At 50.9% G+C, this 25,832-nt stretch carries 27 protein-coding genes; 5 read left to right on the forward strand and 22 right to left on the reverse strand.

Going from position 1 to position 25,832, the window contains the following annotated elements:
- Positions 1-181: 181 nt before the first annotated feature.
- The 20 genes from Q4491_RS09990 to Q4491_RS10085 all read right to left on the reverse strand — a co-directional run bounded on the left by Q4491_RS09990 (position 182) and on the right by Q4491_RS10085 (position 20,660).
- Positions 182-1,660, reverse strand: coding sequence for a sigma-54 dependent transcriptional regulator (locus Q4491_RS09990; RefSeq protein ID WP_192014698.1), 1,479 nt, complete (start codon positions 1,658-1,660; stop codon positions 182-184).
- Positions 1,661-1,888: 228 nt separating this feature from the next.
- Positions 1,889-2,293 (reverse strand): flagellar export chaperone FliS, encoded by a 405-nt coding sequence (gene fliS / locus Q4491_RS09995; protein ID WP_192015039.1) that lies wholly within the window; start codon positions 2,291-2,293, stop codon positions 1,889-1,891.
- Positions 2,294-2,308: 15 nt separating this feature from the next.
- Positions 2,309-2,608: a flagellar rod protein FlaI gene (locus tag Q4491_RS10000; protein WP_192014697.1), complete on the reverse strand. Its 300-nt coding sequence runs from the start codon at positions 2,606-2,608 to the stop codon at positions 2,309-2,311.
- 24 nt (positions 2,609-2,632) lie between these two features.
- Positions 2,633-4,006, reverse strand: coding sequence for a flagellar filament capping protein FliD (fliD, locus tag Q4491_RS10005; protein ID WP_192014696.1), 1,374 nt, complete (start codon positions 4,004-4,006; stop codon positions 2,633-2,635).
- A 22-nt stretch (positions 4,007-4,028) separates the two neighbouring features.
- Positions 4,029-4,475 (reverse strand): flagellar protein FlaG, encoded by a 447-nt coding sequence (locus Q4491_RS10010; RefSeq protein ID WP_192014695.1) that lies wholly within the window; start codon positions 4,473-4,475, stop codon positions 4,029-4,031.
- A 63-nt stretch (positions 4,476-4,538) separates the two neighbouring features.
- Complete coding sequence (locus tag Q4491_RS10015) at positions 4,539-5,690, reverse strand: flagellin (protein WP_192014694.1); 1,152 nt, start codon at positions 5,688-5,690, stop codon at positions 4,539-4,541.
- A 357-nt stretch (positions 5,691-6,047) separates the two neighbouring features.
- Positions 6,048-7,196: a flagellin gene (locus tag Q4491_RS10020; protein WP_192014693.1), complete on the reverse strand. Its 1,149-nt coding sequence runs from the start codon at positions 7,194-7,196 to the stop codon at positions 6,048-6,050.
- A 340-nt stretch (positions 7,197-7,536) separates the two neighbouring features.
- On the reverse strand, positions 7,537-8,727 hold the full coding sequence (gene flgL, locus Q4491_RS10025; RefSeq protein ID WP_192014692.1) for a flagellar hook-associated protein FlgL: 1,191 nt from the start codon (positions 8,725-8,727) through the stop codon (positions 7,537-7,539).
- A 14-nt stretch (positions 8,728-8,741) separates the two neighbouring features.
- A complete protein-coding gene (flgK, locus tag Q4491_RS10030; protein WP_192014691.1) occupies positions 8,742-10,625 on the reverse strand; it encodes a flagellar hook-associated protein FlgK in 1,884 nt (627 codons plus the stop codon).
- A 301-nt stretch (positions 10,626-10,926) separates the two neighbouring features.
- The gene (gene flgJ / locus Q4491_RS10035; protein WP_192014690.1) at positions 10,927-11,958 is read right to left on the reverse strand and encodes a flagellar assembly peptidoglycan hydrolase FlgJ; all 1,032 of its coding nucleotides are present in this window, start codon (positions 11,956-11,958) and stop codon (positions 10,927-10,929) included.
- A gap of 62 nt (positions 11,959-12,020) precedes the next feature.
- The gene (locus Q4491_RS10040; RefSeq protein ID WP_272872717.1) at positions 12,021-13,118 is read right to left on the reverse strand and encodes a flagellar basal body P-ring protein FlgI; all 1,098 of its coding nucleotides are present in this window, start codon (positions 13,116-13,118) and stop codon (positions 12,021-12,023) included.
- A gap of 40 nt (positions 13,119-13,158) precedes the next feature.
- Positions 13,159-13,929 carry a flagellar basal body L-ring protein FlgH gene (flgH, locus tag Q4491_RS10045; RefSeq protein WP_192014689.1) on the reverse strand — a complete coding sequence of 257 codons (771 nt, stop codon included), beginning with the start codon at positions 13,927-13,929 and terminating at the stop codon, positions 13,159-13,161.
- A gap of 18 nt (positions 13,930-13,947) precedes the next feature.
- Entirely contained in the window at positions 13,948-14,736 is a 789-nt protein-coding gene (flgG, locus tag Q4491_RS10050; RefSeq protein ID WP_027253919.1) for a flagellar basal-body rod protein FlgG, read from the reverse strand.
- 18 nt (positions 14,737-14,754) lie between these two features.
- Positions 14,755-15,504, reverse strand: a complete 750-nt coding sequence (flgF, locus tag Q4491_RS10055; RefSeq protein WP_237794791.1) for a flagellar basal-body rod protein FlgF — start codon at positions 15,502-15,504, stop codon at positions 14,755-14,757.
- Positions 15,505-15,735: 231 nt separating this feature from the next.
- The gene (gene flgE / locus Q4491_RS10060; RefSeq protein ID WP_192014687.1) at positions 15,736-17,037 is read right to left on the reverse strand and encodes a flagellar hook protein FlgE; all 1,302 of its coding nucleotides are present in this window, start codon (positions 17,035-17,037) and stop codon (positions 15,736-15,738) included.
- A 92-nt stretch (positions 17,038-17,129) separates the two neighbouring features.
- A complete protein-coding gene (locus Q4491_RS10065; RefSeq protein WP_192014686.1) occupies positions 17,130-17,843 on the reverse strand; it encodes a flagellar hook assembly protein FlgD in 714 nt (237 codons plus the stop codon).
- Between the two features lie 18 nt (positions 17,844-17,861).
- Positions 17,862-18,278 (reverse strand): flagellar basal body rod protein FlgC, encoded by a 417-nt coding sequence (gene flgC / locus Q4491_RS10070; RefSeq protein WP_027253915.1) that lies wholly within the window; start codon positions 18,276-18,278, stop codon positions 17,862-17,864.
- Between the two features lie 3 nt (positions 18,279-18,281).
- Positions 18,282-18,677, reverse strand: a complete 396-nt coding sequence (gene flgB, locus Q4491_RS10075) for a flagellar basal body rod protein FlgB (RefSeq protein WP_192014685.1) — start codon at positions 18,675-18,677, stop codon at positions 18,282-18,284.
- A gap of 215 nt (positions 18,678-18,892) precedes the next feature.
- Positions 18,893-19,723, reverse strand: coding sequence for a protein-glutamate O-methyltransferase CheR (locus tag Q4491_RS10080; RefSeq protein ID WP_303457177.1), 831 nt, complete (start codon positions 19,721-19,723; stop codon positions 18,893-18,895).
- Between the two features lie 19 nt (positions 19,724-19,742).
- Complete coding sequence (locus Q4491_RS10085; protein ID WP_192014683.1) at positions 19,743-20,660, reverse strand: chemotaxis protein CheV; 918 nt, start codon at positions 20,658-20,660, stop codon at positions 19,743-19,745.
- Between the two features lie 204 nt (positions 20,661-20,864).
- Between Q4491_RS10085 and flgA the strand changes: the two genes are divergently transcribed.
- The 4 genes from flgA (at position 20,865) to Q4491_RS10105 (ending at position 23,295) form a co-directional block, all read left to right on the forward strand.
- Complete coding sequence (gene flgA / locus Q4491_RS10090; RefSeq protein WP_237028839.1) at positions 20,865-21,506, forward strand: flagellar basal body P-ring formation chaperone FlgA; 642 nt, start codon at positions 20,865-20,867, stop codon at positions 21,504-21,506.
- Positions 21,507-21,587: 81 nt separating this feature from the next.
- The gene (gene flgM, locus Q4491_RS10095; RefSeq protein WP_120510251.1) at positions 21,588-21,899 is read left to right on the forward strand and encodes a flagellar biosynthesis anti-sigma factor FlgM; all 312 of its coding nucleotides are present in this window, start codon (positions 21,588-21,590) and stop codon (positions 21,897-21,899) included.
- A gap of 42 nt (positions 21,900-21,941) precedes the next feature.
- A complete protein-coding gene (locus Q4491_RS10100; RefSeq protein ID WP_192014681.1) occupies positions 21,942-22,367 on the forward strand; it encodes a flagella synthesis protein FlgN in 426 nt (141 codons plus the stop codon).
- A 286-nt stretch (positions 22,368-22,653) separates the two neighbouring features.
- The gene (locus Q4491_RS10105) at positions 22,654-23,295 is read left to right on the forward strand and encodes a trimeric intracellular cation channel family protein (protein WP_192014680.1); all 642 of its coding nucleotides are present in this window, start codon (positions 22,654-22,656) and stop codon (positions 23,293-23,295) included.
- A 63-nt stretch (positions 23,296-23,358) separates the two neighbouring features.
- On the opposite strand, the gene Q4491_RS10110 is transcribed toward Q4491_RS10105, so the two are convergent.
- Positions 23,359-23,787 carry an LPP20 family lipoprotein gene (locus Q4491_RS10110; protein ID WP_120510248.1) on the reverse strand — a complete coding sequence of 143 codons (429 nt, stop codon included), beginning with the start codon at positions 23,785-23,787 and terminating at the stop codon, positions 23,359-23,361.
- A gap of 8 nt (positions 23,788-23,795) precedes the next feature.
- Positions 23,796-24,431 (reverse strand): FlgO family outer membrane protein, encoded by a 636-nt coding sequence (locus Q4491_RS10115; protein ID WP_192014678.1) that lies wholly within the window; start codon positions 24,429-24,431, stop codon positions 23,796-23,798.
- Positions 24,432-24,686: 255 nt separating this feature from the next.
- Between Q4491_RS10115 and Q4491_RS10120 the strand changes: the two genes are divergently transcribed.
- Complete coding sequence (locus Q4491_RS10120; RefSeq protein WP_192014677.1) at positions 24,687-25,829, forward strand: flagella assembly protein FlgT; 1,143 nt, start codon at positions 24,687-24,689, stop codon at positions 25,827-25,829.
- The last annotated feature ends 3 nt before the right edge of the window (positions 25,830-25,832 follow it).

A 25,832-nucleotide genomic window follows, 5' to 3' on the forward strand; every position in this document is an offset into this window, starting at 1 on the left:
GCATTGTCCTTTGTTACACTAAACAAGCACTTTTTATGCCAAAAATATTCAACAAAAAACAACAAGTTATGATAAACCCATAAAAAAAGAGTGATGTCAGAATATTGACATCACTCCTGTCAGAGTCTGGAGTACTGCATAAAAGTTACAATACTCCAGGATAAATTTTTACTCGCTGATGCTATTCGCGCACAGACTCTTCACGCACAGACTCTTTGGTCGAGATATTGTACTTACGCATTTTTTCGACCAGGGTTGTGCGTCGCATGCCCAGCATGTCGGCTGCCCGAGCAACCACCCCACCCTGCGCTTCGAGTGCCTGACGAATCATGTCAATCTCAAGATCTGCCAGCATTTCTTTCAGGTTAAGGCCTTCAGGTGGTAAATCGCTGAAACCGAAACTCTCGTCCTGCTCATCATAACTGTCGGCGAAGACATCGGCTAACATCGCACGTTCTTGTTCCTCAACAGACATCATGCGCTCTTCAGGACGGAAATCCGGCAAATCACAGTACCTGTATTTCACCGGTAAATGGTTCACATCCACCATTTCACCCGGATAGAGAATCATCAAGCGCTCGACCAGATTGGCAAGTTCACGCACGTTGCCTGGCCAGTCATGCTCCATCAAAGAGGTGATCGCTCTCGGGGTAAAATGCACCGATCTCGCCCCTTCAGCTTCCATCCGGGACAGTAATTCCTGCAGCAGCAGAGGGATATCTTCCAGTCGCTCACGTAACGGCGGCGTTTCAATCGGGAATACATTCAAACGATAAAACAGGTCTTCCCGGAACAGGTTTTCTGCAATCATGGTATCCAGATTACGGTGGGTCGCGGCAATAATGCGGACATTGGCTTTAATACTCTGATTGCCACCCACACGTTCAAAGCAACGTTCCTGAATAACGCGCAGCAGCTTAACCTGCATCGGCATCGGCATATCACCGATTTCATCCAGGAAAAGCGTACCGCCTTCCGCCAGTTCAAACCGCCCTTTGCGTGAGGATATCGCGCCGGTAAATGCGCCTTTCTCATGACCAAACAGCTCACTTTCCAGCAGCTCAGCTGGGATTGCGCCGCAATTGACTGGCACAAACGGGCCTTTACCACGAGAGGAGTGGTAGTGAATATTACGGGCAACGACTTCTTTACCTGTACCGGATTCACCAAGGATCAACACACTGGCGTCCGTCCCTGCAACCTGTTCAATCAGGTAACGGACCTGACTGATACTGTCACTGCGCCCGACCATACTGCGAAACAGGGTATTTTTTCGGGACAGTTGCGGCACCTGAAAATGATTTTTGCCCTGGAATTCCTGACAATGACGCAGCGCATCCATCAACTGGCTGTAGTGCAGAGGATGGGCCAGGGTGCCGACAAAATTCGGCATGCCTGAGACTGCTTTTTCATGCTGAGGCATGGATAACACAGGAATGTGATATCGCTGACGCAGTTGTTCCAGCACCTGATTCTGTTTTTTAACAGAATGGATATTGCCAATCAAACAGGCGCCCCAGGGTTGTTCCCACAGTGCGCCTTCAGCCTCATCGGTGGATATCGCTTCATGCTGCTCACCGACAAAATTAAGGATCACGCTGAGATCGTGACGGTGCTGCGGGTCGTCATCAATGACGAGGGTCTTAGCTAAACCTTGCATAGAAGTGATATTTGCCTGTCTTTATGTATTCTTATGGCGTATTCAAACGGAACAGCAACCAAAACTGATGCTGCCCATTGTAATAAAAGAACAGGACTTGGCAACCGGGCACAGTGAAAAGCTGTGAGCCCAGTGCCACGGAATTACGCCGGATACACAATTAATAGACTATTAACGGCCAAAATCGTGCGGGGGAAGTAGGAAGCTGAATACTGACTCGTAAACGGATTAATACTCCATCTGAGTAATATTGTGATGCTCAGGAGGAATCTGATCCCACGCTGACTTCAGTTCCCTTAACATGTCGATCACTTCATCAACATGCTCTACTTCGTTTTTCTGGTTGGCTTCGGTGATTTTTTCAATCATATACAAATACAGCGAGTCCAGATTGCTGGCAATCTCGCCGCCATCATCAAATGACAGGCAGCCACGCAAGCTGATGATGATATCCAGAGCTTTACCGAGGCGCTCACCTTTGATGGCAATTGATCCTTGCTCCATAGCCGCTTTACCCTGAATCAAACGCTCTATGGCACCCGCCATCAGCATTTGAATCACACGGTGAGGTGATGCGGATGTTAACTGACTGTCTACTGAGACTCGTTTATAAGCCTGTAGATTTCCTCTCATGCCCATGATGTTACCTTAACGAAATTGATTATATGCCTGCAGCGAACGTTGTCCGTGCTGTAATCGTTTCAGTTGACTTGCTGACTTTTCGCGCCTTTCGCGCAATCTTGTCAGCAAATCCGATGTTCGGGTTATTGCTTCCTGCCAGCTGACTTGATCCAGCATTTCTGGCACGGCTTTAAGATCATTCAGCACCGTCTGGCGATCCGCCAGCAAGCGGTACAGGGTGTCCACGTCAATGTCCGTACCGTCATTGATAAGCTGATTCAGCTGCTGATCAATGTCGGCCAGGGTTTGCATCATCTTGTTTGACATTGCCTTCCCTCTTGTTATCCGCTATTACATCTGCGGCATCATACTCATCATTGATCCCAGTTGGCTCTGCATCTGCCCCATGGCATGATCCATTGCAGAAAACTGGTCGTGGGTGCGCTGATAGACGCCTTCCATCCGGCGTTCCAGATCGCGCTGATCATCATTGAGCGTTAACACCTGCTCATTGATGCTTTTCTCCCGGTTCGAGATACTACCGGTCACACCTGTATAAGCATGTAACATATCTTCAATCCGGCGGGCAAAACCTTTACGGCTGCCAAAAAATTCACCGACAGCAGCAAAATTCTGGTTCAGTTGCCTGTCGAGTTTATCGTAGTCAACTTCCAGATGCCCGCTCAGTGTAGTTGTCACACCCAGCTCACTCAGGGTCTGCAAACTCGATGGCCCTTCTTCCAGCGGCGTACTGAATGCGTTTCGCAGTTGCTGAACCGATGAGCGCAGCATACTGTCACCAACCAGCGGCCCTTTGTTCTGGGTATTCGGGTCAAATTTACCCAGTTCCAGAGCGGTGTCGTAAAACTGATTGTAAGCGTTCACAAACCGTTCGATCTGTGCCCCGGCCTTGTCTTTGTCGTAGCCGATTTCAATCACGGCTTGCGGTTTTTCGGCATTCGCTGACAGTTGCTTTAAATCTATATCCAAACCGGGAATCGCATCTGTCAGGGTATTGGTGTCGCTCGTCACTTCTGCCAGGCCGTCAATGAGCACTTTGGCATCAGAGGCAGCCTGCATTTCCTGCATTGGGCTGCCGGGATTACCGGTATCAAACGCAAAAGACTGCAACGGACTGCCGGCTTGCGCCTCGACAGTCACTTTCAGCGGATTGCCAGCCCCTGTTTTATCGGAGTTCAGCACCAACCGGGCGCCGCTGGCATCCTTAATAACAGTGGCGAGCACGCCTTTGTTATCCGGATGACGGTTTATCTCACGAACCACATCCAGCAGTTTGGTTTGATCCTGGTCGAATGAAACGTCAAAAGACTGACCACCGACGGACAGTGTCAATTTTCCGGCACCCATTGCCGTTTTATCATCAACCGGCTGGGACGCTATTTTATGCGAGGTCGCCAGTTGCTTGACTTCAACGGAATACCGCCCGGGCTGCGCTTCATGGCTGGCACGGACAGACACCAGATCCTGATTGTCTGAAGAAGCGGTACGCTCAGCCAGTGTATGGTTCTGCCTGATGTCTGCCATCAGGGTTTTCATACCATCCAGTGCACCTTTCAGGCGCCCGTAAGCACTCAGCTCAACATTGGCCTGCTCTTTTCGCTGATTGATGCGCTCTTCTTTTGGCGCCCGCTCTGCGGCGACAATCTTGTCGACCATGGCATTGATATCCAAACCGGATGCCGTACCCATTGCGCCAATATTCATCTACAACCTCAATCAGTTACTATTACACTTTGGTGGTCAAAAGCCCGGTGGTATAGGTAGCTATCTGACGTGACAGCGCCAACATATCTTCATCGGGGATCTGCCGGACCACTTCACCGCTTGCTTTTTCATAAACGGTAACGACCTGACGTCCAGACTCTTCATCAATTCTAAATGCCAGCCCTTTATTCATTGAGCCGACAAAATCTTCAATACTTTCCACCAGTTTCTCTAATTGCTGGCGATGTAACTGCTGCTGTTCTTCCAACCTGGCCGACTGCTCTACGCGTCTGACGTCCGTGTTCGCTGCCACACCTGAGGTATTGTGCCCTGGGGTTGCGACCGCCAAAGAATCTTCGCGTGGATGACCAACAGAAGGGTTTGCAACATCTGTGCCAACAGGTGATTTCGCACCGGTTGAAGAAAAGCGGGATAGAAATGAAGGGTTTAATACAGATTTTACGTCCATTTTCTGACACCTTCTGATCGAAAAAAGCGGCAAGGGCTTGCCCCTGCCGCTTTACTGAACGGATTAGCCCAGCAGGCTCAGTGCCGCCTGAGGCGCCTGCTTCGCTTGCGCCAGGATAGAGGTCGACGCTTGCTGCAGGATTTGGTTCTTAGTCAGGTTTGTGGTTTCTTTCGCAAAGTCAGTATCACGGATACGACTGTTAGAAGAAGTCACGTTTTCATTGATGCTGTTCAGGTTACTGATGGTGTGATCCATACGGTTTTGTTTCGCACCCAGCTCTGCACGGTGCGAATCAACAAACTGCATAGCACCATCCAGAATGGCCGCTGCTTGCTGTGCACCACCGACTGTGCTGACATCCAGCTGAGACACTGTGATATTAGCCGCTGTGCCTGCAATTGAGGCATCCACTGCATTACCCGCAGTATCAGTCATTGCGATAGTACCGGTAGTCACACCGACAGTACCGTTAGATGAGAAAATTTGCAGCTCACCTTTTTCAGAAACAGACGCATTGATCTGGTCATTCTGGCCGTTGATACGGGTCGCGATTTCTTCGATATCGTCACCACCAACCAGGTCGATGCTTACCGCTGTCGCATTACCGTCAGCATCCGTTACGCTCAGCTCGATGGTTGTATCTGCATCCAGGGTAGAGTTTTTATCTGCCACCTGGTTAGTTGAAACCATCAGGCTACCACCCATGTCAGCGCTGTCAGAACGCATATTTTTCAGCGTAAGCTGTACGGCTTCACCGGAATCTGCACCCACCTGGAATGCACGGGTACCGAATGAACCATTCAGCAGCTTCTGACCACCGAAAGACGTGGTTTCCGCGATACGGTTCAGTTCATCATTCAGTGCTGTTACTTCTTCCTGAATCGCTTTACGGTCGTCATCTGAGTTAGAACCGTTCGCCGATTGCAGAGACAGGTCACGCATACGTTGCAGGATGCTGGTGGTTTCTTGCATCGCACCTTCAGCAGTCTGAGACATTGAGATACCGTCGTTGGCGTTACGTACTGCTACGTCAAGGCCACGGCTCTGAGTCATCAGACGGTTAGAAATTTGCAGACCTGCTGCGTCATCTTTTGCACTGTTGATGCGTGAACCGGTAGACAGGCGCTCCATAGAAGCTGCTGTATTATCGCTAGCTTTGTTCAGGTAACGCTGAGCGGTCATTGCAGAAACGTTAGTGTTTACTGTAACTGCCATAGTAATTCTCCTTACTTGTGCTTCTTTGTGGCTTGACCAGCTCAGCCGGCAAGTCCGAGTTATTCTTCGTACATCACCTTTAACGGCACTGGTGAAGAAAGCTTTAAGATTTTTTTTGAAATTTTTTTACTGGGCAAAAAAGTGTGAAACTGAACACAATCAACAATGAATCAGAATTCATTACCTTGATTAAGCAGTGGCGCACTTTCTTGTTCTATAAGGGTTATCGGCGGTAAGGAAGAAAACTTTACAGGATTTTTTTGCTATTTATTTGCTAATTTTTTTATTGGCTGGCACCAATAAAAAACGGCAAGGTATTGCCACCTTGCCGTTTAATCAAAATACTGCGTTTAGAGGTTACTGCAGTAAGTTCAGTGCAGACTGCGGAATCTGTTTGGCTTGAGCAAGAATAGAGGTACTTGCTTGCTGCAGAATCTGATTCTTAGTCATATCTGTTGTCTCTTTCGCAAAGTCGGTATCACGGATACGGCTGTTCGAGGCAGACACATTCTCAGAGGTATTGGCCAGGTTATTGATGGTGTGCGTCAGACGATTTTGCTTTGCACCCAAATCGGCTCGCATGCTGTCGATATATTTCAGCGCCGAGTCAATCAGAGGAACAGCACGCTGCGCCCCACCTGCAGTTGATACATCGACTTGCGAGACAGTAATATCAGTCGCCGTACCGGCGATATCACCCGCGACAGTCGTTCCGTCGCTGTTGATCATGCTGATCGCACCATTGGTGACACCCACGGTACCGTCACTGGAGACCAACTGAAGCTCGCCTTTCTCGGTCACGGACGCATTAATCAGGCCATTCTGGCCATTAATGCGGGTGGCAATTTCTTCCACATCATCACCGCCAATAAGACCGATAGCCACTGGCGTGACCGTGCCGTCTGCTGCCGTAACACTCAATTCAATATTGGTATCAGCGGCCAGCGTTGCGTCTGGTTGAATCGTCGTGGTCGAGACCAGCAAGCTGCCGCCCATTTTCGCTTCGTCAGCGCGGACACTGTCCAGACCGACAACAATCGCTTCACCGGCATCCGCACCGACCTGGAAGGCCGCTTCACCGAAAGTACCATTGAGCAGTTTACGGCCACCGAACGAAGTGGTTTCCGCGATACGGTTCAACTCGTCCTGCAACGCGGTAATTTCTTCCTGGATAGCAACGCGGTCGTCATCCGAGTTGGCACCGTTCGCCGATTGCAGCGACAGATCACGCATACGTTGCAGAATACTGGTGGATTCCTGCATCGCACCTTCTGCGGTCTGCGCAATTGAAATACCGTCATTGGCATTTCGCATCGCCACGTTCAGACCACGCGTCTGCGCAATCAGACGGTTGGAAATCTGTAAACCGGCCGCATCGTCTTTGGCGCTGTTAATGCGGCTGCCCGTAGACAGGCGCTCCATGGATTGGCTCAGGCCCTCAGATGCTTTGTTGAGGTAGCGCTGCGCAGTCATGGCAGACACGTTGGTGTTCACTGTTACACCCATTTTGCTCTCCTTTGACTTTTCGCTGTTAGCGAAACAGCTACCCGCAACGTCAACCCATCAGAGAGTGAAGCGGGACCAGCGTTAGTAAAAATGTCGTTAATGAAAATCACAATAATACTTTAGCAATTAGTGTGCCATAAATAATAAGTCTTTATTTTCATGGCTTTGAACTCTATTTCAGTGGCAATTGAAGCAAAGCGGCAAAGCCATGCCAGCTCATTGAACCGCTCTGCCGCCAAGCCTTGCCGCCCGGCAAGTTGACAGCGGCAAAGATAAAACAAAGCCCCTTACCTGAAATGCCGATAAAGGGGCTCATTAAACGGCCAGCCGAGACCGGAAGTTAGATATAGTTGAACAGGCTAAGGTTTTTAGTTTTCGCAAACGCCTGCTGGGAAGCCTGCAACGCCAGCATATTTTCATTGAGCTCCACCACGGCTTTGCCATAGTCCAGATCTTCCAGCGTACCGCGTGCTTTATTGATCACCAGCTTAAAGTCTTCATGCATATCGGCCTGACGATCCAGGGTCTGCAGCCGGGTGCCGACTTCTGATCGCGCCCGGTTAATATGCTTGAACGCCTGTGAAAACTCTTCTGCCACCTGGTGCAATTCAGCGGTTGCTGAGGCATCAGAAGGTGCGCGGGCAGAGACTTCAATTCCGCGTTTGAAAGAATCAAACAGACTGAAAGTATCCTGCCGGCTCAGGGTGATCTGATCACCGTCTGTCACTTCGCCTTCCAGCTGTACCGACAGTGTCCCCCACTCGATTCCGCGTTTCGGATCGAAGGGCTGACTGTCAACCAGCAAACCATCCTGATAAAGATCGTAAACCGCCCCTGACCCCGTCTGCGTAAAATCAATGGTATAGCTGGCATTGTCTGAGTGGTTGTTATTCCGGGCATGCGACAGCAGCAACAGCGAACCAGACTGCAGATCGTAATCCGGCTGATAATCGCCGTACGGGTTCTCGATGTTCATAAACAACTTGTCGCCCGGATCATTCACAGGCACTTCGACGTTCGGCGACACTTTAGACATCCGCTGATAGCTGTCGCCGACATAACTGACATTGCCGTTGCCGTCACGGAAAAACGGCTGTTTGTCGTACTGATTGCCCGCAAAAACAAAGTTGCCGGATTCATCCTGGGTATTGACTAAGTGGATAACGGAATCAAACAGCCCTCGCAAATCCTGCATGTGTGCAATTCGGTCATCATCTGACAACGAACCGTTCACCATAGACATGGTTTTGCGTTTGGCGTCATCGAGCAGGGTTTCCGCATCGGAAATCGCGGTTTCTTCACTGTTCAGGCGATTACGTGCCAGGGTGATAGAGCGCAGCGACTGATCAATTTCCGTATTTTGCTGTGAAAAATTCTGCACATAGATAGAGGCAACCGGATCGTCCCCGGCGGTCAGCAATTGCTTGCCAGACGCCAGTTGTTCCTGGTTATCCGCGACTTTCACTTGTTGACGGTTCATATCATTCGCCACGGACTGATAGTTATGAAAGCTGGCAATTCGGCTAATCATACGGCTTTAACTCCTTATCGCGCGGCATTAAGCAAAGTATTAAAGGTTTCGTTCGCCACCGTCATAATGCGGGACGATGCCATGTAGGCCTGCTGGAACTTCATCATGTTTGCGGCTTCTTCATCCATGTTGACGCCGGATATTTCAGCCACACGGCTCTCTGCAGCTTCTTTTTCCTGACGACCCACTTCTTTCAGACGTGCGGCCGATGCGCGCTGCACACCCATTTCGGTGTTCAGCCCCTCATAGACGTCGATCACGCTGGATCGGCCTTTATTCATGAGCTTCATATCCTGAAGATCCTGCATTTTGATCAGGTTCCCGTTATCGCCGGTGGCCGCATTCAGGTTAACGGCAAAGACGTCACCGCCTGCCGCACCATTACTCAGGGTGAACCCGGTGCCGCCGACCACCACCTGCCCGCTTGGCGGATAAGGCTGCGGAGCCTGCAGCACATTGCCCTGCATATCCAGCACCGCAAACTGCGAGGAGTCGGGTGATACCGCAACCTGGAATTCACGTAACGGGCCGGGAGATGTAATAGCAAACTCGGCTTTTCCCTGCGCCTGCGTTGCAGAGCTGAGATAACTCTGCGCCGCAATTTTTGCCGGATCTGTCATTTCAGCCTGCACGTCTCTGGCCGCATTGCGGGTAGGCCGCAGCAGGATTTTTTCGCCGCTGGCAATCGGAGCGGCAATTTCTATCCGCACGCCATCAACATCGAAACTCGGCGGCAGGCCACTCGGAATGACGGACTGCGAAGAACCATCCGGCATTTTCAGCGTATGCTGACTGCCGTTGAATCCCAGCTCGTACTCACCGGCCTGCAACTTGCTGAGATCCTGTATATACACCTTCACCTGCGCACTTGAGCCCTGGGGGATCAGCGCGCGGGAGGCGGCAACCTCAGGGGCATTGACATCGGTAAACATGGCCTCACCCACCTGACCGTTCAGATCCAGCCCCTGTGACTGAAGCTGATTCACCGACTCGGTGAAACCTATGGTCATTTTGCCCAGCTCATCCATCACCTGTGGCAAGGTTTTGTCACGGTATTCAAACAGTGACGCCAATTTGCCGCCAACATCGTCCGAGCTAATGGCTTTCAGGGATTTACCTGCCACCACTGCCAGCTGGGTCTGTTGCGGATCCGGATCGCCATTGATCATTTGCAGCTCGCTGGAATGGGTCCCGGACACCAGGGTATGGCCACTGCCGATCAGGACGTTGAAGGTTTCCGCGTTCTTGCGCGTGACCGTGACTTTGGTGTAAGTCGACAGCTCATTGATTAACTGCTGATGTCTGTCCATCAGGTCGTTATCTGCGCCGCCGGCCGGGGTTTTCAGCAAAGCCTGATGGATTTCCACCAGCTCGCGGCCAATGTCATTCACTCTGTGCAGGGTTTTTGCCAGTACGTCATTGGTGACGTCTTTCTGTTCGGCCAGAACCCGGTGGGTGTCATTCAAACCGGCCGCAACCATTTTGGCTTTTTCCAGCACCACTTTGCGGGTGCCCAGATCATTGGGGCTGTCAGCCATTGCTTTGACGGCGTCGTACCACTGGTTCATATCCTGCGGCACCTGACTGGCACTGTTTGCCAGCAGCTTATCGAGCCGCTCCAGCTGGCCGTCGCGCTCAGTGGCGTAACTGTGATTGGTCGTGGTGAGGTTCAGCTCGTTAGTGGCAAACTGATCATAACCGCGGCGAACTTCTGCCGCGTGTACGCCCGTGCCGTAGTTATTGCCGCCCCACCACAGGGGATCGTTGGTCTGCTGCACCACAGACTGGCGGCTGTAACCATCCGTATTGACGTTGTTGATGTTATGGCTGGTGGTATTCAGCTGCCTTTGCGCTGTTAACACACCTTGAGAGCCCAAACTGAGCAAATCGAACGCCATTGCGCCTCCAGAAAACCTCGGGGGAGTTACTTTACTGGAGATTAATAAGCAAAAATCATTCCAATATTTATGTTTTTATTTTTCATGTAGTTACAAAGGCAGGTAGCCTGAAATGGGCAATTCGTTGCCGGAAAGGGGGAGCAAGAAGTTTTGCTGGAAAACCGCTGGCGACATCGGCTCGGCACATCGCTGACATGCCGTGATCTGAGAATTCCGCCTGCGTGGGAATAACACTAAATCAATGAATTTTAGTGACATTTATCATCCCCGCTCGCCGGGGATCCAGTGACTTTAATGACACTTATTTCATCAGCTTTTTCACTGACTCCATCACATTGATGATTTTATCAGCGTATTTCGGATCGGTTGCGTAACCGGCCTGATGCAGGTTACGGATAAAACGGCGCGGATCTTGCGGCGAGGCCAGTGCCTCTGAATAACGCGGGTTGTCATTCAGAAAACGGACATAGTCGTTGAAGCTGTCTTCATAACTATTGTAAGAGCGAAATGCCGCCCGCTCCTGAACCGGAATGCCGTCATGATATTCCAGCGTCTGAGTGGCCACTTTATTGCCGGCCCAGCGTGGGTCCGCTTTGATGTTGAACAGATTATTACTGTCACCTGCCGCATTTTTAACCACTTTTTTACCCCAGCCGGTTTCCAGTGCCGCCTGCGCAATCAGCACTGCCGGATCGGTGCCCAGCATGCCTGCCGCTTTTTCAGCAAACGGACGCATACGGGTCACGAAATCTTCCGGCGAGGAAAACGGTTTTTCCTGCGGCTGGCGCAGTGGCGAACGAACAAGATCAGCTGGCGTGGTGGCAGAAGCTGCTGGTATCGCCGCTTGTTCCGGCGCGGACGCAATCTTATCTTTAGCCGCCGTGTCTATAGCTGTTGTATCTTTGGCAGCGAAGACTTTAGCAAGCACATCATCGGCAGACACCTGACGCGACTGCTGAATGGCCTCGAAACCGGCGGCTTTTTCTTGCGCCGCTTTCGCCTGCTCTTCCGGTGTTGCCGGTGGCTGCTCTAATGCGCTGAGCTGTTCTACGATCAGATCAGCCAGACCAAGCGAACCGCGGGCGCTGAGTTCACTGGACATTTGCTCGTCGCGCATTTCTTCAAAAAACTTGGTGTTTGAGCTGCTCATCAGATCAGACTCAAAGGCTTCATTGGCCTGACGCATCGATTTAAACAGCATTTGAGTGAACAGGGCTTCAAACTGCTCTGCTGCTGCTCTCAAAGATTCCGTATCCCCTTTGCCTTTGATGCCAGCACGAAGTCTGTCAAGATTAGCAAGGTCGTTGACAAAGCCTGGGTCCGTCGGTTTCATCGTCAGTTATCTGCCTGTAATGGTCTTTCCATCAGCACCTTCACACAAGGTGCCAGCCATAATTAAATAATGATCAGCTGGCCTTCAATGGCACCAGCCTGTTTCAGTGCCTGCAGAATCGCCATCAGATCGGAAGGCGCAGCCCCCACCTGATTGACCGCGCGTACCAGCTCATCCAGGGTAATCCCCGGATTGAACTTAAACATCCGGGAGTCTTCTTCCGTCACTTCAATCTGAGAGTCAGGTACCACCACAGTTTCGCCGCCGGAGAATGGATTGGGCTGGCTGACAGTAGGATTTTCCCGGATCGACACTGTCATACCACCGTGGGTAATCGCTGCCGGTTTGAGCTTTACATGCTGCCCGACAACGATTGTCCCGGTACGGGAGTTCACGATAATTTTCGCCGCGCCTTCGGCCGGGTCGAATTCAAGATTTTCGATAGTCGACAGGAAAGCCACCCGCTGGCTCACATCTCGCGGCGCACGTACACGTACCGAAGTGGCATCAATGGGCGCGGCCATATCAGGGCCGAGAAACTGATTGATGGCATCTGACATCCGTTGCGCTGTGGTGAAATCAGATTCAAACAGGTTAAAAGTCAGATGATCGCCGCGGCTGAACGGGTTAGGGACTTCCTGCTCGACAATCGCGCCGTTTGCAATGCGGCCGACCGTCGGGTTATTGCCCACCAGCTTAGAACCGTCCAGACCTTCGGCACTGAAGCCGCCAACCACCAGGCTGCCCTGCGCCACCGCATAGACTTTACCGTCCAGGCCGCGCAGGAAAGTTTGAATCAAGGTGCCGCCGCGCAGGCTTTTCGCCGAGCCGATAGAAGAGACAGTGATATCAATATGCTGACCTTGCTTGGTGAAAGGCGGCAAGGTCGCGCTGACAGCTACAGCGGCCACATTCTTGGTTTTGGGTTTGGTGCCTGCCGGCAACTGGATGCCGAAGTTTTGCAACATGGCATTGAAGCTCTGGTCGGTAAATGGCGTGGTTTCCCCGGTTCCCGGCAGACCAACAACCAGACCGTAACCTGACAACTGGTTACTCCGCACCCCGGCAACTTCAGAGACATCCTTAATTCGGGCGGCCTGCAAAGGGAAAGCCATCAACAGGGCGAGTCCTGCCCATAGCATTTGTCTGGTCACTGTCATACTCTCATCGTCGGGTGGCGGTTAAAGGGAAATACATGGCTTACAAACTGACGTTAAAGAACCGGGCCAGCCAGCCCTGCTCCTGTACATCCTGCCTGTCGCCGGTGCCGGAATACTGAATGCGGGCATTGGCAATCCGGGTCGATTCTATGGTGTTTTCCTGCGTGATGTCGTCAGGACGAATCGTGCCGCTCAGCCGGATATACTCATCACCGCTGTTGAGTGTCAACCACTTCTCGCCGCGCACCAGCAGATTACCGTTCGCCAATACGTCAACCACTTCGACTGAAATTGAGCCCTGAATGCTGTTGCTCTGGTCGGCTGAGGTACTGCCTGAAAAGGTATTGGAGTTATTGACATCGTAAGAGATGTCACGATCGCCAATCGTCAGCGGCTTGCCGCCGAGTGTCAGGGGGTCCATGGTAAGATCTGTCGACTTGTCAAGATCGGTACTGGCACTTTTATTCGCTTTGTTTTTCTCAGCCAGCATCACGGTCACAATATCACCGATCCCGCGCGGACGGGTATCATCATACATATCCTGCGCCAGCGCCTGGCTGAACAAAGAACCGGTCGCCGTGGCGTAATGGGCCGGTTTATCCTGCGGGCGAACACTGCTCCAGGCCGGGTCGCCGGCCTGCGGGTCATCACGACGACGTACAAGGTCAATCAAATCACCGCCCGATGAATCCTGATTCCCTTCTACGGCATCGACATTGGTCGTCGCCTGTGTCAGCTCATCCTGTTGTTCCGGCATCTGGACACAACCGGTCAGCGTCAGTATTAAAGCAGTCAACAACCAATTTTTCATCTTAGACCCCACTCTTAATTAAAGCTGCTGGTTCACATAGCTCAGCATCTGGTCAACGGTTGAAATCACTTTGGAGTTCATTTCGTACACGCGCTGAGCTTCAATCATATTGACCAGCTCTTCAGTCACGTTCACGTTGGACGTTTCCAGCATTGACTGGCGGATCTGGCCAAACCCTTCCAGACCTGGCACGCCTTCCTGCGGATCGCCGCTCGCACCGGTTGGCAGGAACAGGTTCTGACCGATAGGCTCCATACCGCCCGGGTTGATAAAATCGACCGTGGTCAGCTGGCCCAGTACCAGGCTTTCCTGCTGGTTACGGATACGGGCAGACACTTCACCGTCTGTACCGACAGTAATACTGACCGCATCTTCCGGCACCACAATTTCAGGCTGCAGCAAATAACCGCCACCTGAGGTCACCATCTGGCCTTCTTCATTGATAGTGAACTGACCATTCCGGGTGTAGCCTATGTTGCCGTCCGGCAGCAGGATCTGAAAGAAGCCATCGCCTTCAATCATCATGTCCATGGCGTTATTGGTGGTCTGGGTATTACCCTGAGTAAACACTTTTTGTGTTGCCACCACCTTTGAACCCGCCCCCAGCATCAGACCGGATGGCAAGGTCGTATCCTGAGTGGACTGGCCGCCAGGCTGGTTGATGTTCTGATAAAACAGATCCTCGAACACTGCGCGGCTCTTTTTGAAGCCTATGGTCGAGGCGTTAGCCAGGTTATTCGAAATGGTCGAGATGTTTGTTTGCTGAGCGTCAAGACCGGTTTTACTGACCCATAATGCTGGATGCATGTGTTATTCCTTTCCTAATTAGCCCAAACGCAGCAGAGACGAGGACGCCTGGTCCATTTCCTCTGCGGTTTTCATTAACTTAACTTGCATTTCAAAATGACGCTGAAGATCTATCATGCTGGTCATTTCACCCACGGCATTCACGTTACTGCCCTCTAGCGCACCGCTCAGCAGAGTCACCTCAGCATCGGCGTCAAATAACTGCGCAGGCACTTTGGATTTGAACAGGCCATCAACGTCTTTAAAAACTTCACTGTTGTCCGGCTTCACCATTTTAATGCGATCAACCACTTCCATCGCATCGGCCGGTGCGCCCTGAGGACGGACCGAAACAGTGCCATCCTTACCGATTTCAATTTTGCTGATTGGCAGAGGAATAAAAATCGGGCCGCCATTTTCACCGACCATCAGGCTGCCATTGCTGTTTTGCAGCAAGCCTGTCTGATCGATTTTCAGGTGACCGGCACGGGTATAGGCTTCCTGACCGCTGGCATCCAATACCGCCAGCCAGCCGTTACCTTCTACGGCAACATCCAGATCCCGGCCTGTTGTCATCACTGCCCCCTGGGCAAAATCCTGCCCCGGCCTCTCTGTCATGGAAAACACACGGGACGGCATGCCTTCGCCAAACGCCTGCATACTCCGCGCCTGCTCTAAATCAGCGCGAAAGCCAGTCGTACGAACGTTAGCCAGGTTGTTGGCATGAAGCTGCAAGCCATACATATCTTGTTTAGCGCCGCTCATTGCCAGGTACAGTGCACGATCCATTTCGAGTCTCCCAATCAGTACTGCAGCTTTAGAAGCAATATACGTACCACATTGGTAAATGGCTGAAAAACAGTCATGAAACAGCGAAAGATCAGGTAATTAGTGAGAGATGCTTGCCATAACAAAGATGGGAAATCAGCGAGGTGCCAAAGAAATGGCTTCTGAAAGACAGGTGTCGGACAAACATTGCCGCCATCAGAGGCTCAGGCGGCAATGTCAGACGAGATGAGATTAACGAATTTGCAGTATGGTCTGCTGGAGACTGTTGTCCACTTCCAGGGCACGGGAGTTGGCCTGGAAATTACGTTGCGCGGTGATCAAATCCACCAGCTCCTGAGTCATATCAATGTTTGACTGCTCCAGCGTACCGCTTTTCACCGAACCAAACGCACCGAAGGTCGCCTCCCCCCAAACAGCAGCACCCGACTCCTGGCTTACCGCCCATTGAGTACCGCCCTTAGACAGCAACCCCTGCTCGTTCGGAACACGAACCATACCGACACGGCCAAGGGTAATGTTTTCCCCGTTACTGTAGGTTGCCACAATAGAGCCTTTGGCATCGACATCCACTTTGGCCAGATAACCTGTGGTGGCACCATTTTCACTGAACTTACGCACTTCAAACGGCGCCGCAAACTGAGTAGGGGCATCAAAGTTAAAGTTCAGCGTCTGTGAACCATCCGCACCGTTCATGCTCAGGCCAGCCGCACTGAAAGCTTCAGAAATCATCGGGTTACCGCCATTTACCTGGGCGACTGTTCCGTCGAAGTTAAAATCAACCAGTGCGCCGGTATGTCCCGCGACATTGGTTGCCTCACCGTCGGCAATGTCCAGCGGCTTCTCACCGTCGGCATCCGTCACGGTATAAAACGTCGCCCAGCGATTTGGCTGCGTATTGTCCTTCACATAATAACTGGTCATTTTGTATGGCTGACCTAAGGAGTCATACATGGTGACAGAAGTGGATTTGTTATAGGTATCCTGGTCTTCAAAGTTAAACTGATTGATGTCTTTCGGGTCGCCGTTAGCAGGCAGGTTGACACCAATCTCGACCTGACTGGTGGCTTTCGGCTGACCAAATTGATCCGGCACTTTCAGTGCCTGTGGTTCATAAGAGACCACCTGATCCGTTTCCTGATCCACACCGTATCCCAATAAGAACTGATCTTCTGAGTTAACAATGTAATTATCTTTGTCCAGATGGAAAGCACCGTTACGGGTCAGGCTGTTATTGTTCGGCTCCAGACGCTGGTCTGATACGGCAAAAAAGCCGGTACCGGAAATACGCAAATCCATCGGGTTGTTGGTATAAATACTGGAACCTTCATGAAACTGCTGAGCAACCACAGAATTCTGGACACCACCACCTGTAGTGGTTTTGGTGTTGGAAAAAATAGAGTTTGAATACACATCACCAAATTCGGCCCGCGACTCTTTAAAGCCGTAAGTATTGGCGTTGGCAATGTTGTTACTTGTGGTGTTCAAATCTTTCTGGGCGGCGCCCAGTCCACTCAGTGCGACATTAAAGCCCATAGGTGACTCTCCTGAATTCTGTGTACAGCGTACTTATTGTTCACCAGCCACACCTTATTGATGTCGCTGGTGATTTATTAATGCGTCCGGCGTTATGCCTTGCCGACTTCCAGCACTTCAGCCAGCTTAATCGGGGACTCAAATCCAGCCAGATTCAGCATGACATTACCGTCACCATTGCCCAGCAGCACGCTGTTCACGTTGGCGTAAGTCGAAACGTCAAATTCTGAGTTCTTGCCGTCGGCCAGTCCGCTGACTTTCAGCTGATACTTACCGGCAGGCAACATATTGCCGCGGTCATCTTTACCGTCCCATGCCACGCGATGATCACCGGCAGGCTTAGAGCCTAAATCAAAGCTGCGTACCAGCTCGCCTGTCGCATTTTCAACCCGAACAATCAGGTTATTAAGCGATTGCGGCAACTTAACCATTCCCGCGACACCACCTTCGGCAGATTTCGAGCCGGTTGGATTCGGAACCAGCACATCGCGGCCGACCAGAGAAGATGCCTGCAGGGCCTGATTGGATGTCATGGCAGCATTCAGGCCACCAAACTGTTCGTTCATCTTGCTGATGCCGTCAACTGTGGCAAACGACGCCATCTGCGCAATCATCTGATCATTACCAACAGGTTTGAACGGATCTTGCTGCGACATCTGCTTGGTCAGCAATGACAGAAAATCTTCCTGCTTAAGCTCTTGTTGTCCAGTTACTTTCTGCTCAGACTGCAGTTTTTTCTCCTGCATGCTCTTAAGCTGGTCAATATAGGACAAAGGGCTTTGACCTGTGCCTTTAATACCGGTCATGTCAGTTACTCCCTACCCTTATTTGCCCATCTGCAGTGTTCGCATCAGCATCTGCTTACTGGCATCTGCGACCTGAACATTGCTTTGATAGGAACGTGAAGCCGAGATCATGTTCGCCATCTCTTCCATCACGTTAACGTTCGGTTTATAGATATAGCCTTCGGCATTGGCCAAAGGGTGTGCCGGGTTATATTCCGCCGTCAAAGGCTTCTGGCTTTCGACAATGGCTTTCACCCTTACAGGAACACTTTCTTCACGCTGGTAGCTGGCACTTTGCAGCGCCGCCTCGAACACAGGGTGACGCGCCTTGTACGTTTGTGCCGCAGAGCTGCTGACGGTGTTGGCATTCGCCATGTTACTGGCCGTGGTGTTCAGACGTACGGATTCCGCACTCATTGCCGAACCGGTGACATTAAAAACGTTAAACAAACTCATTTATTAATCCCCTTTTAATGCCTTGCTCAGATTACTGAATTTCGAGCCCAGAAAATCCAGCGATGCCTGATACTCCAGCGCGTTTTGCATAAACAGGTTTTGCTCCAACTGAGCATCGACCGTGTTGCCATCACCGGTATCCGGCTGATCGGGCACACGGTACTTCTGTTCACCCATGACTTTGGTGGAGGCAGCAATATGCCGCTCATTGGTACGGCTGAGGCCAACTTTTGCCTCTGATGTTGCCGCATTCAGCGCGCGCTGAAAGTCCATGTCTTTTGCTTTATAACCGGGTGTATTGGCGTTAGCGATGTTACTGGCAAGGGTTTCAGCCCTTTTACCCCTGACACCAACTGTGTATTGGTGCACACCTAATGCTTTATCAAAAGAAATGGCCATCGTCTGCCTCCTGAATCACTTACTGATTTATCTGCAAAGGGCGTGCCAATATTGAAAATGGTGTGATAGCGGAACGAAAGGAGGCGATGCCGGCAGTCTTGCGGGGGCAAAGCACAAATGCAGGGACGCAAAAAAGGGTCCATTACGGACCCCTCTGTTCTAATACTTCTGTTCTCATGCATCAGTTCTAATGCGTCGGCTCGACTACGACGGCATCACTTCAGCTTGTAGATAATACCCGGGTTACAGCGGATCATCTCAAACCTGTCAGTCAGTCCGGTCAGAGACTCAGATGCGCCCAGCAGCAGGTAACCGCCTGGGTTCAGGCTGGCCGCCATTTGATTGAGCACTTTCGCTTTCATCTCTGGCGCAAAATAAATCAGGACATTGCGGCAGAAAATCACATCAAACTTACCGAGCAACGCGTAGCTGTCTTTCAGGTTTTGCGGACGAAAATTTACCATCTGCTTTACCTTGCTGCCAATTCGCATCCGCCCGTCGCCAATCGGTTCGAAAAACGCTTGCCGGCGCTCCGGGGACAGGCCACGGCCTAACGCCAGAGCGTCATACACACCCGTCCGGCACATATCCAGCATGGTTTGCGAAATATCTGTGGCAGTCACCTGAATGCCCAGTGGCAACATACCAGGGCGGCGCTGCTGTGTTTCCAGTACTGTCATGGCAATGGAGTATGGCTCCTGGCCTGAAGAGCTTGCGGAAGACCAGATGCGTACCGGCCGCTTATTCGTGGCCAGTTCCGGCAGGATCTTGTCGGCCAGTACAGTATACGGATAGGTATCCCTGAACCACAGTGTCTCATTCGTTGTCATGGCATCAACTGCCGCGACCCGTAATTCACGGTTACGGCCACTGATCACAATCTGCAACAATTCAGAGAGCGACGCCAGACCAAAGCGGTTGACCAAAGGACTCAGGCGACTCCGAACCAGATACTGCTTGCTGTCGCCAAGAATGATACCGCATTGACCTTCCAAGAAACGGCAAAAATCTCGATATTCCTGGTCTTTAATTGTTATGGCTGTCATCTACTACTCTAACGTTAGTTTATTCAGGCATGGCCGCTTTAACTGCTGCGCCAAGTTCATCAGGATTAAACTTGGGAATAAACGCATTAGCACCGACTCTGTCTACCATGGCCTGATTAAATACCCCACTCAACGAGGTGTGCAGGATAACATGTAAATCTTTTAGTTTGGCATCATTTCTGATGGCCGCCGTCAGGGTATAACCGTCCATTTCAGGCATTTCGATATCAGAAATCACTAAATCAAGCTGATTATAGATACTATCTTCTGTTGCCATTTCACGGAGCTTGTTGAGGGCTTCTTTACCATCCTTCACCAGAATGCACTCGCAACCGATTGATTCAATTGCCCTTTGCACCTGTTTACGCGCCACACTGGAGTCATCAGCCACCAGTACGCGGCGAGTGACCGGATTGTCACGAATCATCTCATCCCGCAATGTCTGTGACACTTCCGTGTGCCTTGGAGAAATTTCATCCAGGATTTTTTCCACATCCAGAATTTCGACCAATTCACCATCAATTTCTGTCACCGCGGTCAGGTAGTTACCACTGCCTGCACCTTTAGGAGGCGGAAGAATGTCTTCCCAGTTCATATTAATGATTCGCTCAACAGCAGACACCAAAAAACCCTGCACAGAGCGATTAAACTCGGAGATGATCACAAAACAATTTTCTGTGCTCTCAATCGGACGTCCGCCAGTTGCCAGGCTCATGTCAATCACAGAAATGGTCTGACCACGAATATGGGCTATCCCTTTCACCAGCGGATGAAGATTCGGCATGGCTGTGAGCTTAGGGCACTGCAGTACCTCTTTGACCTTGAAGACATTAATGCCGTAGCGCTGGCGGCGGTTCAGCTTGAAGGTCAGCAACTCGAGACGGTTTTGTCCCACAAGCTGAGTGCGCTGGTTCACAGAATCCAATATCCCCGACATATAACGTGACTCCAAAGTTGTCGAAATGAATTGTTGTAAAAATAGACAATCTTGAAGGATCAACGGGTAATCCGAGTCAAAATCCCCTATCATGGGGCAATTGTAGCCCCAGAAAGCGACATAAAAAGAGCGAAAAGCGTGACAGGAAGAACACAATTTACACTCTGTTTAATCTTTATCGGCATACTGTGCGGTTTCTTAAGCATGAATGCAATTGCTGCTAGCGATAATATGCTCAGTAATGTGCGCGAGGCAGCAGCGGATCACATCAGAAGCCTGGTGGACAAACCAGAGCGCGGAGAATTGGACATTACAGCCTCCGAGCTGGATAACCGGTTACGCATTGGTGATTGCCAAGACGCACTTGATACGTCTGTGCCGGGTAAGCAGTCTCTGACCGGCAATGTCACCGTTCTGGTCAGCTGCCCTTCAACAAATTGGCAGGTTTACGTACCGGTGCAGGTTTCCCTCTTGCTGCCCAGAGTCGTTGCCGCAAGACCACTGGCCCGCGGCGCAGTCATTGCCGACTCAGACTTGCAGGTACGTCAGGTTGAGAGTCGTTATCAGAGAGGCATAGTGTTCGAATACCCTGAGCAAATCATCGGCTCGACAGTAAAACGTAATATCAACATGGGTGAGGCTGTGCTGGGTAATGATATCTGCCTGGTATGCCGTAACGATTCCGTGCTGATCAGAGCAGGCCAGAGTGGCCTGAACATAGTAACTAAGGGGACAGCGCTCTCCGATGGCTCTCTGGGTGAAGACATACGGGTGCAGAACAATAAATCACGCCGCATTATCAATGCGACCATTACCGCAGTTGGTGAAGTCACAGTGAAGTACTGAACGAAAAAAATGCTAAAGTTAGTCATAGCCTTGCCGATAGCAGGGCATCAACGATGAATATCTGTTAAAGGCAACACGATTATGGCAAGTATTGATTCCCTGCGTAGTGGTCAGCTGTTAAGCAACCTGCGCAACAGTAGCAGTACGAACAACACACAAGGCAGGACCGAGGCCAGAGAAGAGTCTGGTCACACGCCTCGGGATGCGGTCTCACTGAGCTCGCAGGCACGTGCGGTCGGGCAAATTCATCAGCAACTGGCTGCTGAACCGAGCTTTGATCGCAACAAGGTCGAGTCGATTAAAAATGCCATCAGCAATGGTTCCTACCAGGTTGATGCGGATCGGCTGGCCAGCAATATGCTGCGATTTGAGGACGAATTACGCGGGCTCTGATATTATCCATAGCTTGCAGATTCAGCGCCGGAGTGCAGAAACATGTCGCCAACCATAGAACAATTACTTGCCCAGCAACATGCCACGCTTGAGGCTCTGTTACGCCTGCTAGAGCAGGAAAGGGCGTCAATTGTGAACCGTGAGGCTGGCGACATTACCCGGCATGCCAGTGACAAAAAATCACTGGTCGATAAAATCCAGCTTCAGGATCAGCAAATCGCCCGACATTCGCAAAGCAGTCAGTTGAAAGAAAATCCTGAGCTTACCCGTCAAGTGGAAGCCATCCAGGCGCTGGTTGACGAATGCCGAAGCCAGAACGAGATTAACGGTGCCGCTTTGCAGCGTGCGCAGCTCAGTTTCCACAAACTTAACAATCTGTTCCAGCAGAGCCTGGGTCATCACCAGACATACAACAAAGAAGGTGTTGCACAGAATCTGCGTTCCTTAGGCACGAACCTGAAAGCCTGAATCCCCCCGACCATTACCCGTCAGTTATTTGACACTAATGTGCTCTATGTCTGTCTCTGTGCAAAAACGTTATAAATCAAGGCCGAACTGGTAGCATTCAAACTGTTCACTCCCATCTCGTAGACACTCTCAGCCAGAATGGCTTGCAAGGCTATCTGTTTGGCATTCGGGTGTCAGAATTACGTCAGCTAATGAAACCACTCAAAAATTTCATTGGATATTGACTTGAATCACATTTACCATTGCGCCCAATACCTTATCCCTATTCACTAAGAGTCTGATTTTCATGCTATTAACCATTTTATATATTGTCGGGATCACCGCAGAAGCGATGACAGGCGCTCTGGCTGCCGGCAAGCGCCACATGGACTGGTTTGGTGTGATGCTGGTTGCCAGTGCAACAGCCATAGGCGGCGGGACGGTTCGGGACATACTCTTGGGTCATTATCCCCTGAACTGGATTGCCAACCCGCAGTATCTGCTTATCACGTGCCTGGCGGGGTTAGCCACCACCTGGATTGCGCCTCTGGTGGTTCGCTTTCATAAAATATTCGTTATTTTAGATGCATTAGGTCTGATCGTATTCAGCATCTTGGGCTGCCGGGTTGCCATGAATATGGGGCAACCTGTGATCATCTGTCTGGTTGCCGCCGTGGTAACGGGTGTATTTGGTGGTTTGCTTCGGGATCTGATCTGCCGTCGCACGCCATTAGTGCTTCACAAAGAGCTGTACGCTTCGGTCGCATTTATTGCTGCCGGACTCTACATGGCCCAGCTTCACTTTGGTGTGTCGGAGAACATTGCGATAGGGGTCACACTGGTGACAGGGTTTCTGCTGCGCCTTGCCGCGATTCGTTTCAGCTGGCAACTTCCCGTTTTTCGGATAGATGAGTCAGCAGACAAGCCGAAAGAAGAAGCAAAGAGTTAGAGACAAAGACAAGGCGGCAACCTGACTGGCATAAAGTTGCCGCCTTGCCTGACGAAAGCGTATTTAGAACATCACTTCCTGATTCGCAGGTACATGATAGACCTCACCCTGCTGCTTCATTCGCTCCATTTTATTTAAATCGAGCTGCATTTCAGTCACATAACTATCGCCTACCGGGTAGCTGCGGATCACTTCTGCTCCGCGAATCACGCCGTCCACCGCGCCATCGGTCTCTTCTGAATCAAGTTGCTGATCTGTCAGTCCCGTCCTGGCACTGATACGCATGCCATAGACCTGCTCGGTCAGCTCACGGTAAGCATCCACTTTCGAAGCCCGCATCGCACGAATGCGTTTTTCTTCAAGGGTTTGACCGCGTTGCTCGCTGATTGAAGCGTAGCCAACCGCAGTCAGCAAGTTGATATCGCGAAATTCTGTTAACGGCTGGCAACCAGACAGGGTAATCAGCAAAACAGCCATCCACCAAAACCGCATAGTGACTCCTAAGGTTTTAAAATAATTGAATTGTTCTCAAATTTTGTTGCTTCTGAGCGAATCAGAACACCGTTTTCCAGACGCATTTTATTGAGTGTATCCAAATCGCGTCCGATCCGGTCTTCCGGCAGGAATCCCTGGGCGCTGGCGATCACGACGCGGGAGCGCATACCAATCACACGTGCATTGATCAACACCCCGCCACCCTGGCGCAGCATTGTCCCGGTCAGTACATAGTCCACCGGTTGTTCAGCAGCCAGTTCCTTCCAGTTACGGCTCAGGGAAAAATCCCCTTCCGCTGTCACACGTATCGCACCGGTTGCCTTGTAATCCACCACAGTGTATCCCAATTGCTGCATGTGATACATGAAGCCTTCAGAAACGGCATTACCCAGCCAGTTTGTTTCATTCATCTGCTGCATATCAACAAATGAAGTCACGGCCAGCGGTGTTTTCGCTGTCAGGTACTGATTCGAATCGACCAACTGCTTGGTCAGACCTTCAATAAAAAAGTCCATGGTATGGCGAGGCGTTTCCGCCAGCAGAAAATTGCTGCCCGTATAGCTCTCTTTACCATTATAAATTGGTGAGTATGCACATGATGCTGTCAGCAGCGACAACAGCAAGATGGTCAATTTTTTCATTCTACCCTGCTCCGGAAGAAACGAGACAATGGCTTTTTATCGTCCGCTATCTCGAAAACTTTACGACTTTTCATTGCCTCGCTCCCAATTCGAAATTTTGGGAACACTCTTTGCATGCATCAGCTAGCGACTCAGGATGTTGGCACAGCAAAAAGCTGATAGGCTAATCAGCATGAATCCATGGTGATTCAACCTGAACGACACACAAAACTTAGCAATTATCGTACCGAAATCGCCCCCGAGATTGGAAAACCTATGAAAAAGACGCTCAGGAAAGCCCTTTGGGGTCTGGGAATGCTCACTGCTTTACCACTACAGGCCGCCTGGTTTGAAGTGACTGGCCAGGCTATCTTGCTGGAAAGTAAAACATCGGCCCGAACCAATGCGATTGAAGACGCTGTCTACCGCGCCATGTACTATTCAGGGGCTGATTTTTCCAGCTTTGCGCAAATGAAGCCTTACTTTCAGGAAGACAGGCAGGATTATCAGTTCAATGGCACCGAAGTTCGCCACGTGCAGATCAGCAAGGCGTTTACCAAGGACGGCAATTACTATGTCACCGCCAGGGTTGATATCTACCCGTCGGCAAAAAGTTGCCACAACATCCAGTACAAGAAAGGCCTGCTGATCAGTGATTTCTCGCTCAGTGTTCCTCAACAAGCGGCGCTGGGGGGCATTTACCAAATCGGCAAAGATTTTACCCAGTTACTTAAGCGGCAGATTGGTAAGCAATCGCAGAGCTTTGTTGTGACAGGCACCAGTGAGATCCCTCTCCAGCCAGGTAATCCCGACGCTATGATGATGCTGGCGGAAGATTATGATGCACAATATATTATCAGCGGACAGGTGACGGATCTGACCTCCACGCTTGATCAAAGCCTGCTATCTGATGACAAAATTAACAGACAGTTTTCCGTAGAAACCATGGTGATCAACGGCAAAACGGGGGAAATTCTGTCCCAGCGGAAATACCGGGAAGTAGCAGAATGGCCGTTTTCCCGCATCAGCCAGGTAGATACTCAAAGCGCCCGCTTCTGGGTATCACCTTATGGTGCTGCGCTGCAACGTTTAAGCCGGAATATCATGCTGGACATGGAATCGTCTCTGGCCTGCCGGGCCAGTCTGCCTGAAGTCATTAATGCACATGGCAATCAGGTACAGATCAATGTCGGCAGAGTCCATGGCGTAAAACAGGGTGATGAATTAAAGCTCTGGCATACCGCCGGGTTCATCGACCAGTACGGTATTTCCCGTAACCGGATGGTTGAAACCAGCATGACGCTGGTTGTCGACCGCGTCTATGAAACTTCCGCGGAAGGCAGTGTGCAACAAAGCGATTTAGCTGCCAGTATCCAACCTGGCGATTTACTGACCAAGCAACCAGATCGCAGATACTAATTA

This window comes from Photobacterium sp. 2_MG-2023, assembly GCF_030547675.1.
GTDB lineage: Bacteria > Pseudomonadota > Gammaproteobacteria > Enterobacterales > Vibrionaceae > Photobacterium > Photobacterium arenosum.

Coding starts and splice junctions, on each gene's coding strand:
- Q4491_RS09990 (WP_192014698.1), bottom strand. CDS start 1,660: ATGCAAGGTTTAGCTAAGACCCTCGTCATTGATGACGACCCGCAGCAC.
- fliS (WP_192015039.1), bottom strand. CDS start 2,293: ATGAGAGGAAATCTACAGGCTTATAAACGAGTCTCAGTAGACAGTCAG.
- Q4491_RS10000 (WP_192014697.1), bottom strand. CDS start 2,608: ATGTCAAACAAGATGATGCAAACCCTGGCCGACATTGATCAGCAGCTG.
- fliD (WP_192014696.1), bottom strand. CDS start 4,006: ATGAATATTGGCGCAATGGGTACGGCATCCGGTTTGGATATCAATGCC.
- Q4491_RS10010 (WP_192014695.1), bottom strand. CDS start 4,475: ATGGACGTAAAATCTGTATTAAACCCTTCATTTCTATCCCGCTTTTCT.
- Q4491_RS10015 (WP_192014694.1), bottom strand. CDS start 5,690: ATGGCAGTTACAGTAAACACTAACGTTTCTGCAATGACCGCTCAGCGT.
- Q4491_RS10020 (WP_192014693.1), bottom strand. CDS start 7,196: ATGGGTGTAACAGTGAACACCAACGTGTCTGCCATGACTGCGCAGCGC.
- flgL (WP_192014692.1), bottom strand. CDS start 8,727: ATGATTAGCCGAATTGCCAGCTTTCATAACTATCAGTCCGTGGCGAAT.
- flgK (WP_192014691.1), bottom strand. CDS start 10,625: ATGGCGTTCGATTTGCTCAGTTTGGGCTCTCAAGGTGTGTTAACAGCG.
- flgJ (WP_192014690.1), bottom strand. CDS start 11,958: ATGAAACCGACGGACCCAGGCTTTGTCAACGACCTTGCTAATCTTGAC.
- Q4491_RS10040 (WP_272872717.1), bottom strand. CDS start 13,118: ATGACAGTGACCAGACAAATGCTATGGGCAGGACTCGCCCTGTTGATG.
- flgH (WP_192014689.1), bottom strand. CDS start 13,929: ATGAAAAATTGGTTGTTGACTGCTTTAATACTGACGCTGACCGGTTGT.
- flgG (WP_027253919.1), bottom strand. CDS start 14,736: ATGCATCCAGCATTATGGGTCAGTAAAACCGGTCTTGACGCTCAGCAA.
- flgF (WP_237794791.1), bottom strand. CDS start 15,504: ATGGATCGTGCACTGTACCTGGCAATGAGCGGCGCTAAACAAGATATG.
- flgE (WP_192014687.1), bottom strand. CDS start 17,037: ATGGGCTTTAATGTCGCACTGAGTGGACTGGGCGCCGCCCAGAAAGAT.
- Q4491_RS10065 (WP_192014686.1), bottom strand. CDS start 17,843: ATGACCGGTATTAAAGGCACAGGTCAAAGCCCTTTGTCCTATATTGAC.
- flgC (WP_027253915.1), bottom strand. CDS start 18,278: ATGAGTTTGTTTAACGTTTTTAATGTCACCGGTTCGGCAATGAGTGCG.
- flgB (WP_192014685.1), bottom strand. CDS start 18,677: ATGGCCATTTCTTTTGATAAAGCATTAGGTGTGCACCAATACACAGTT.
- Q4491_RS10080 (WP_303457177.1), bottom strand. CDS start 19,723: ATGACAGCCATAACAATTAAAGACCAGGAATATCGAGATTTTTGCCGT.
- Q4491_RS10085 (WP_192014683.1), bottom strand. CDS start 20,660: ATGTCGGGGATATTGGATTCTGTGAACCAGCGCACTCAGCTTGTGGGA.
- flgA (WP_237028839.1), top strand. CDS start 20,865: ATGAATGCAATTGCTGCTAGCGATAATATGCTCAGTAATGTGCGCGAG.
- flgM (WP_120510251.1), top strand. CDS start 21,588: ATGGCAAGTATTGATTCCCTGCGTAGTGGTCAGCTGTTAAGCAACCTG.
- Q4491_RS10100 (WP_192014681.1), top strand. CDS start 21,942: ATGTCGCCAACCATAGAACAATTACTTGCCCAGCAACATGCCACGCTT.
- Q4491_RS10105 (WP_192014680.1), top strand. CDS start 22,654: ATGCTATTAACCATTTTATATATTGTCGGGATCACCGCAGAAGCGATG.
- Q4491_RS10110 (WP_120510248.1), bottom strand. CDS start 23,787: ATGCGGTTTTGGTGGATGGCTGTTTTGCTGATTACCCTGTCTGGTTGC.
- Q4491_RS10115 (WP_192014678.1), bottom strand. CDS start 24,431: ATGAAAAAATTGACCATCTTGCTGTTGTCGCTGCTGACAGCATCATGT.
- Q4491_RS10120 (WP_192014677.1), top strand. CDS start 24,687: ATGAAAAAGACGCTCAGGAAAGCCCTTTGGGGTCTGGGAATGCTCACT.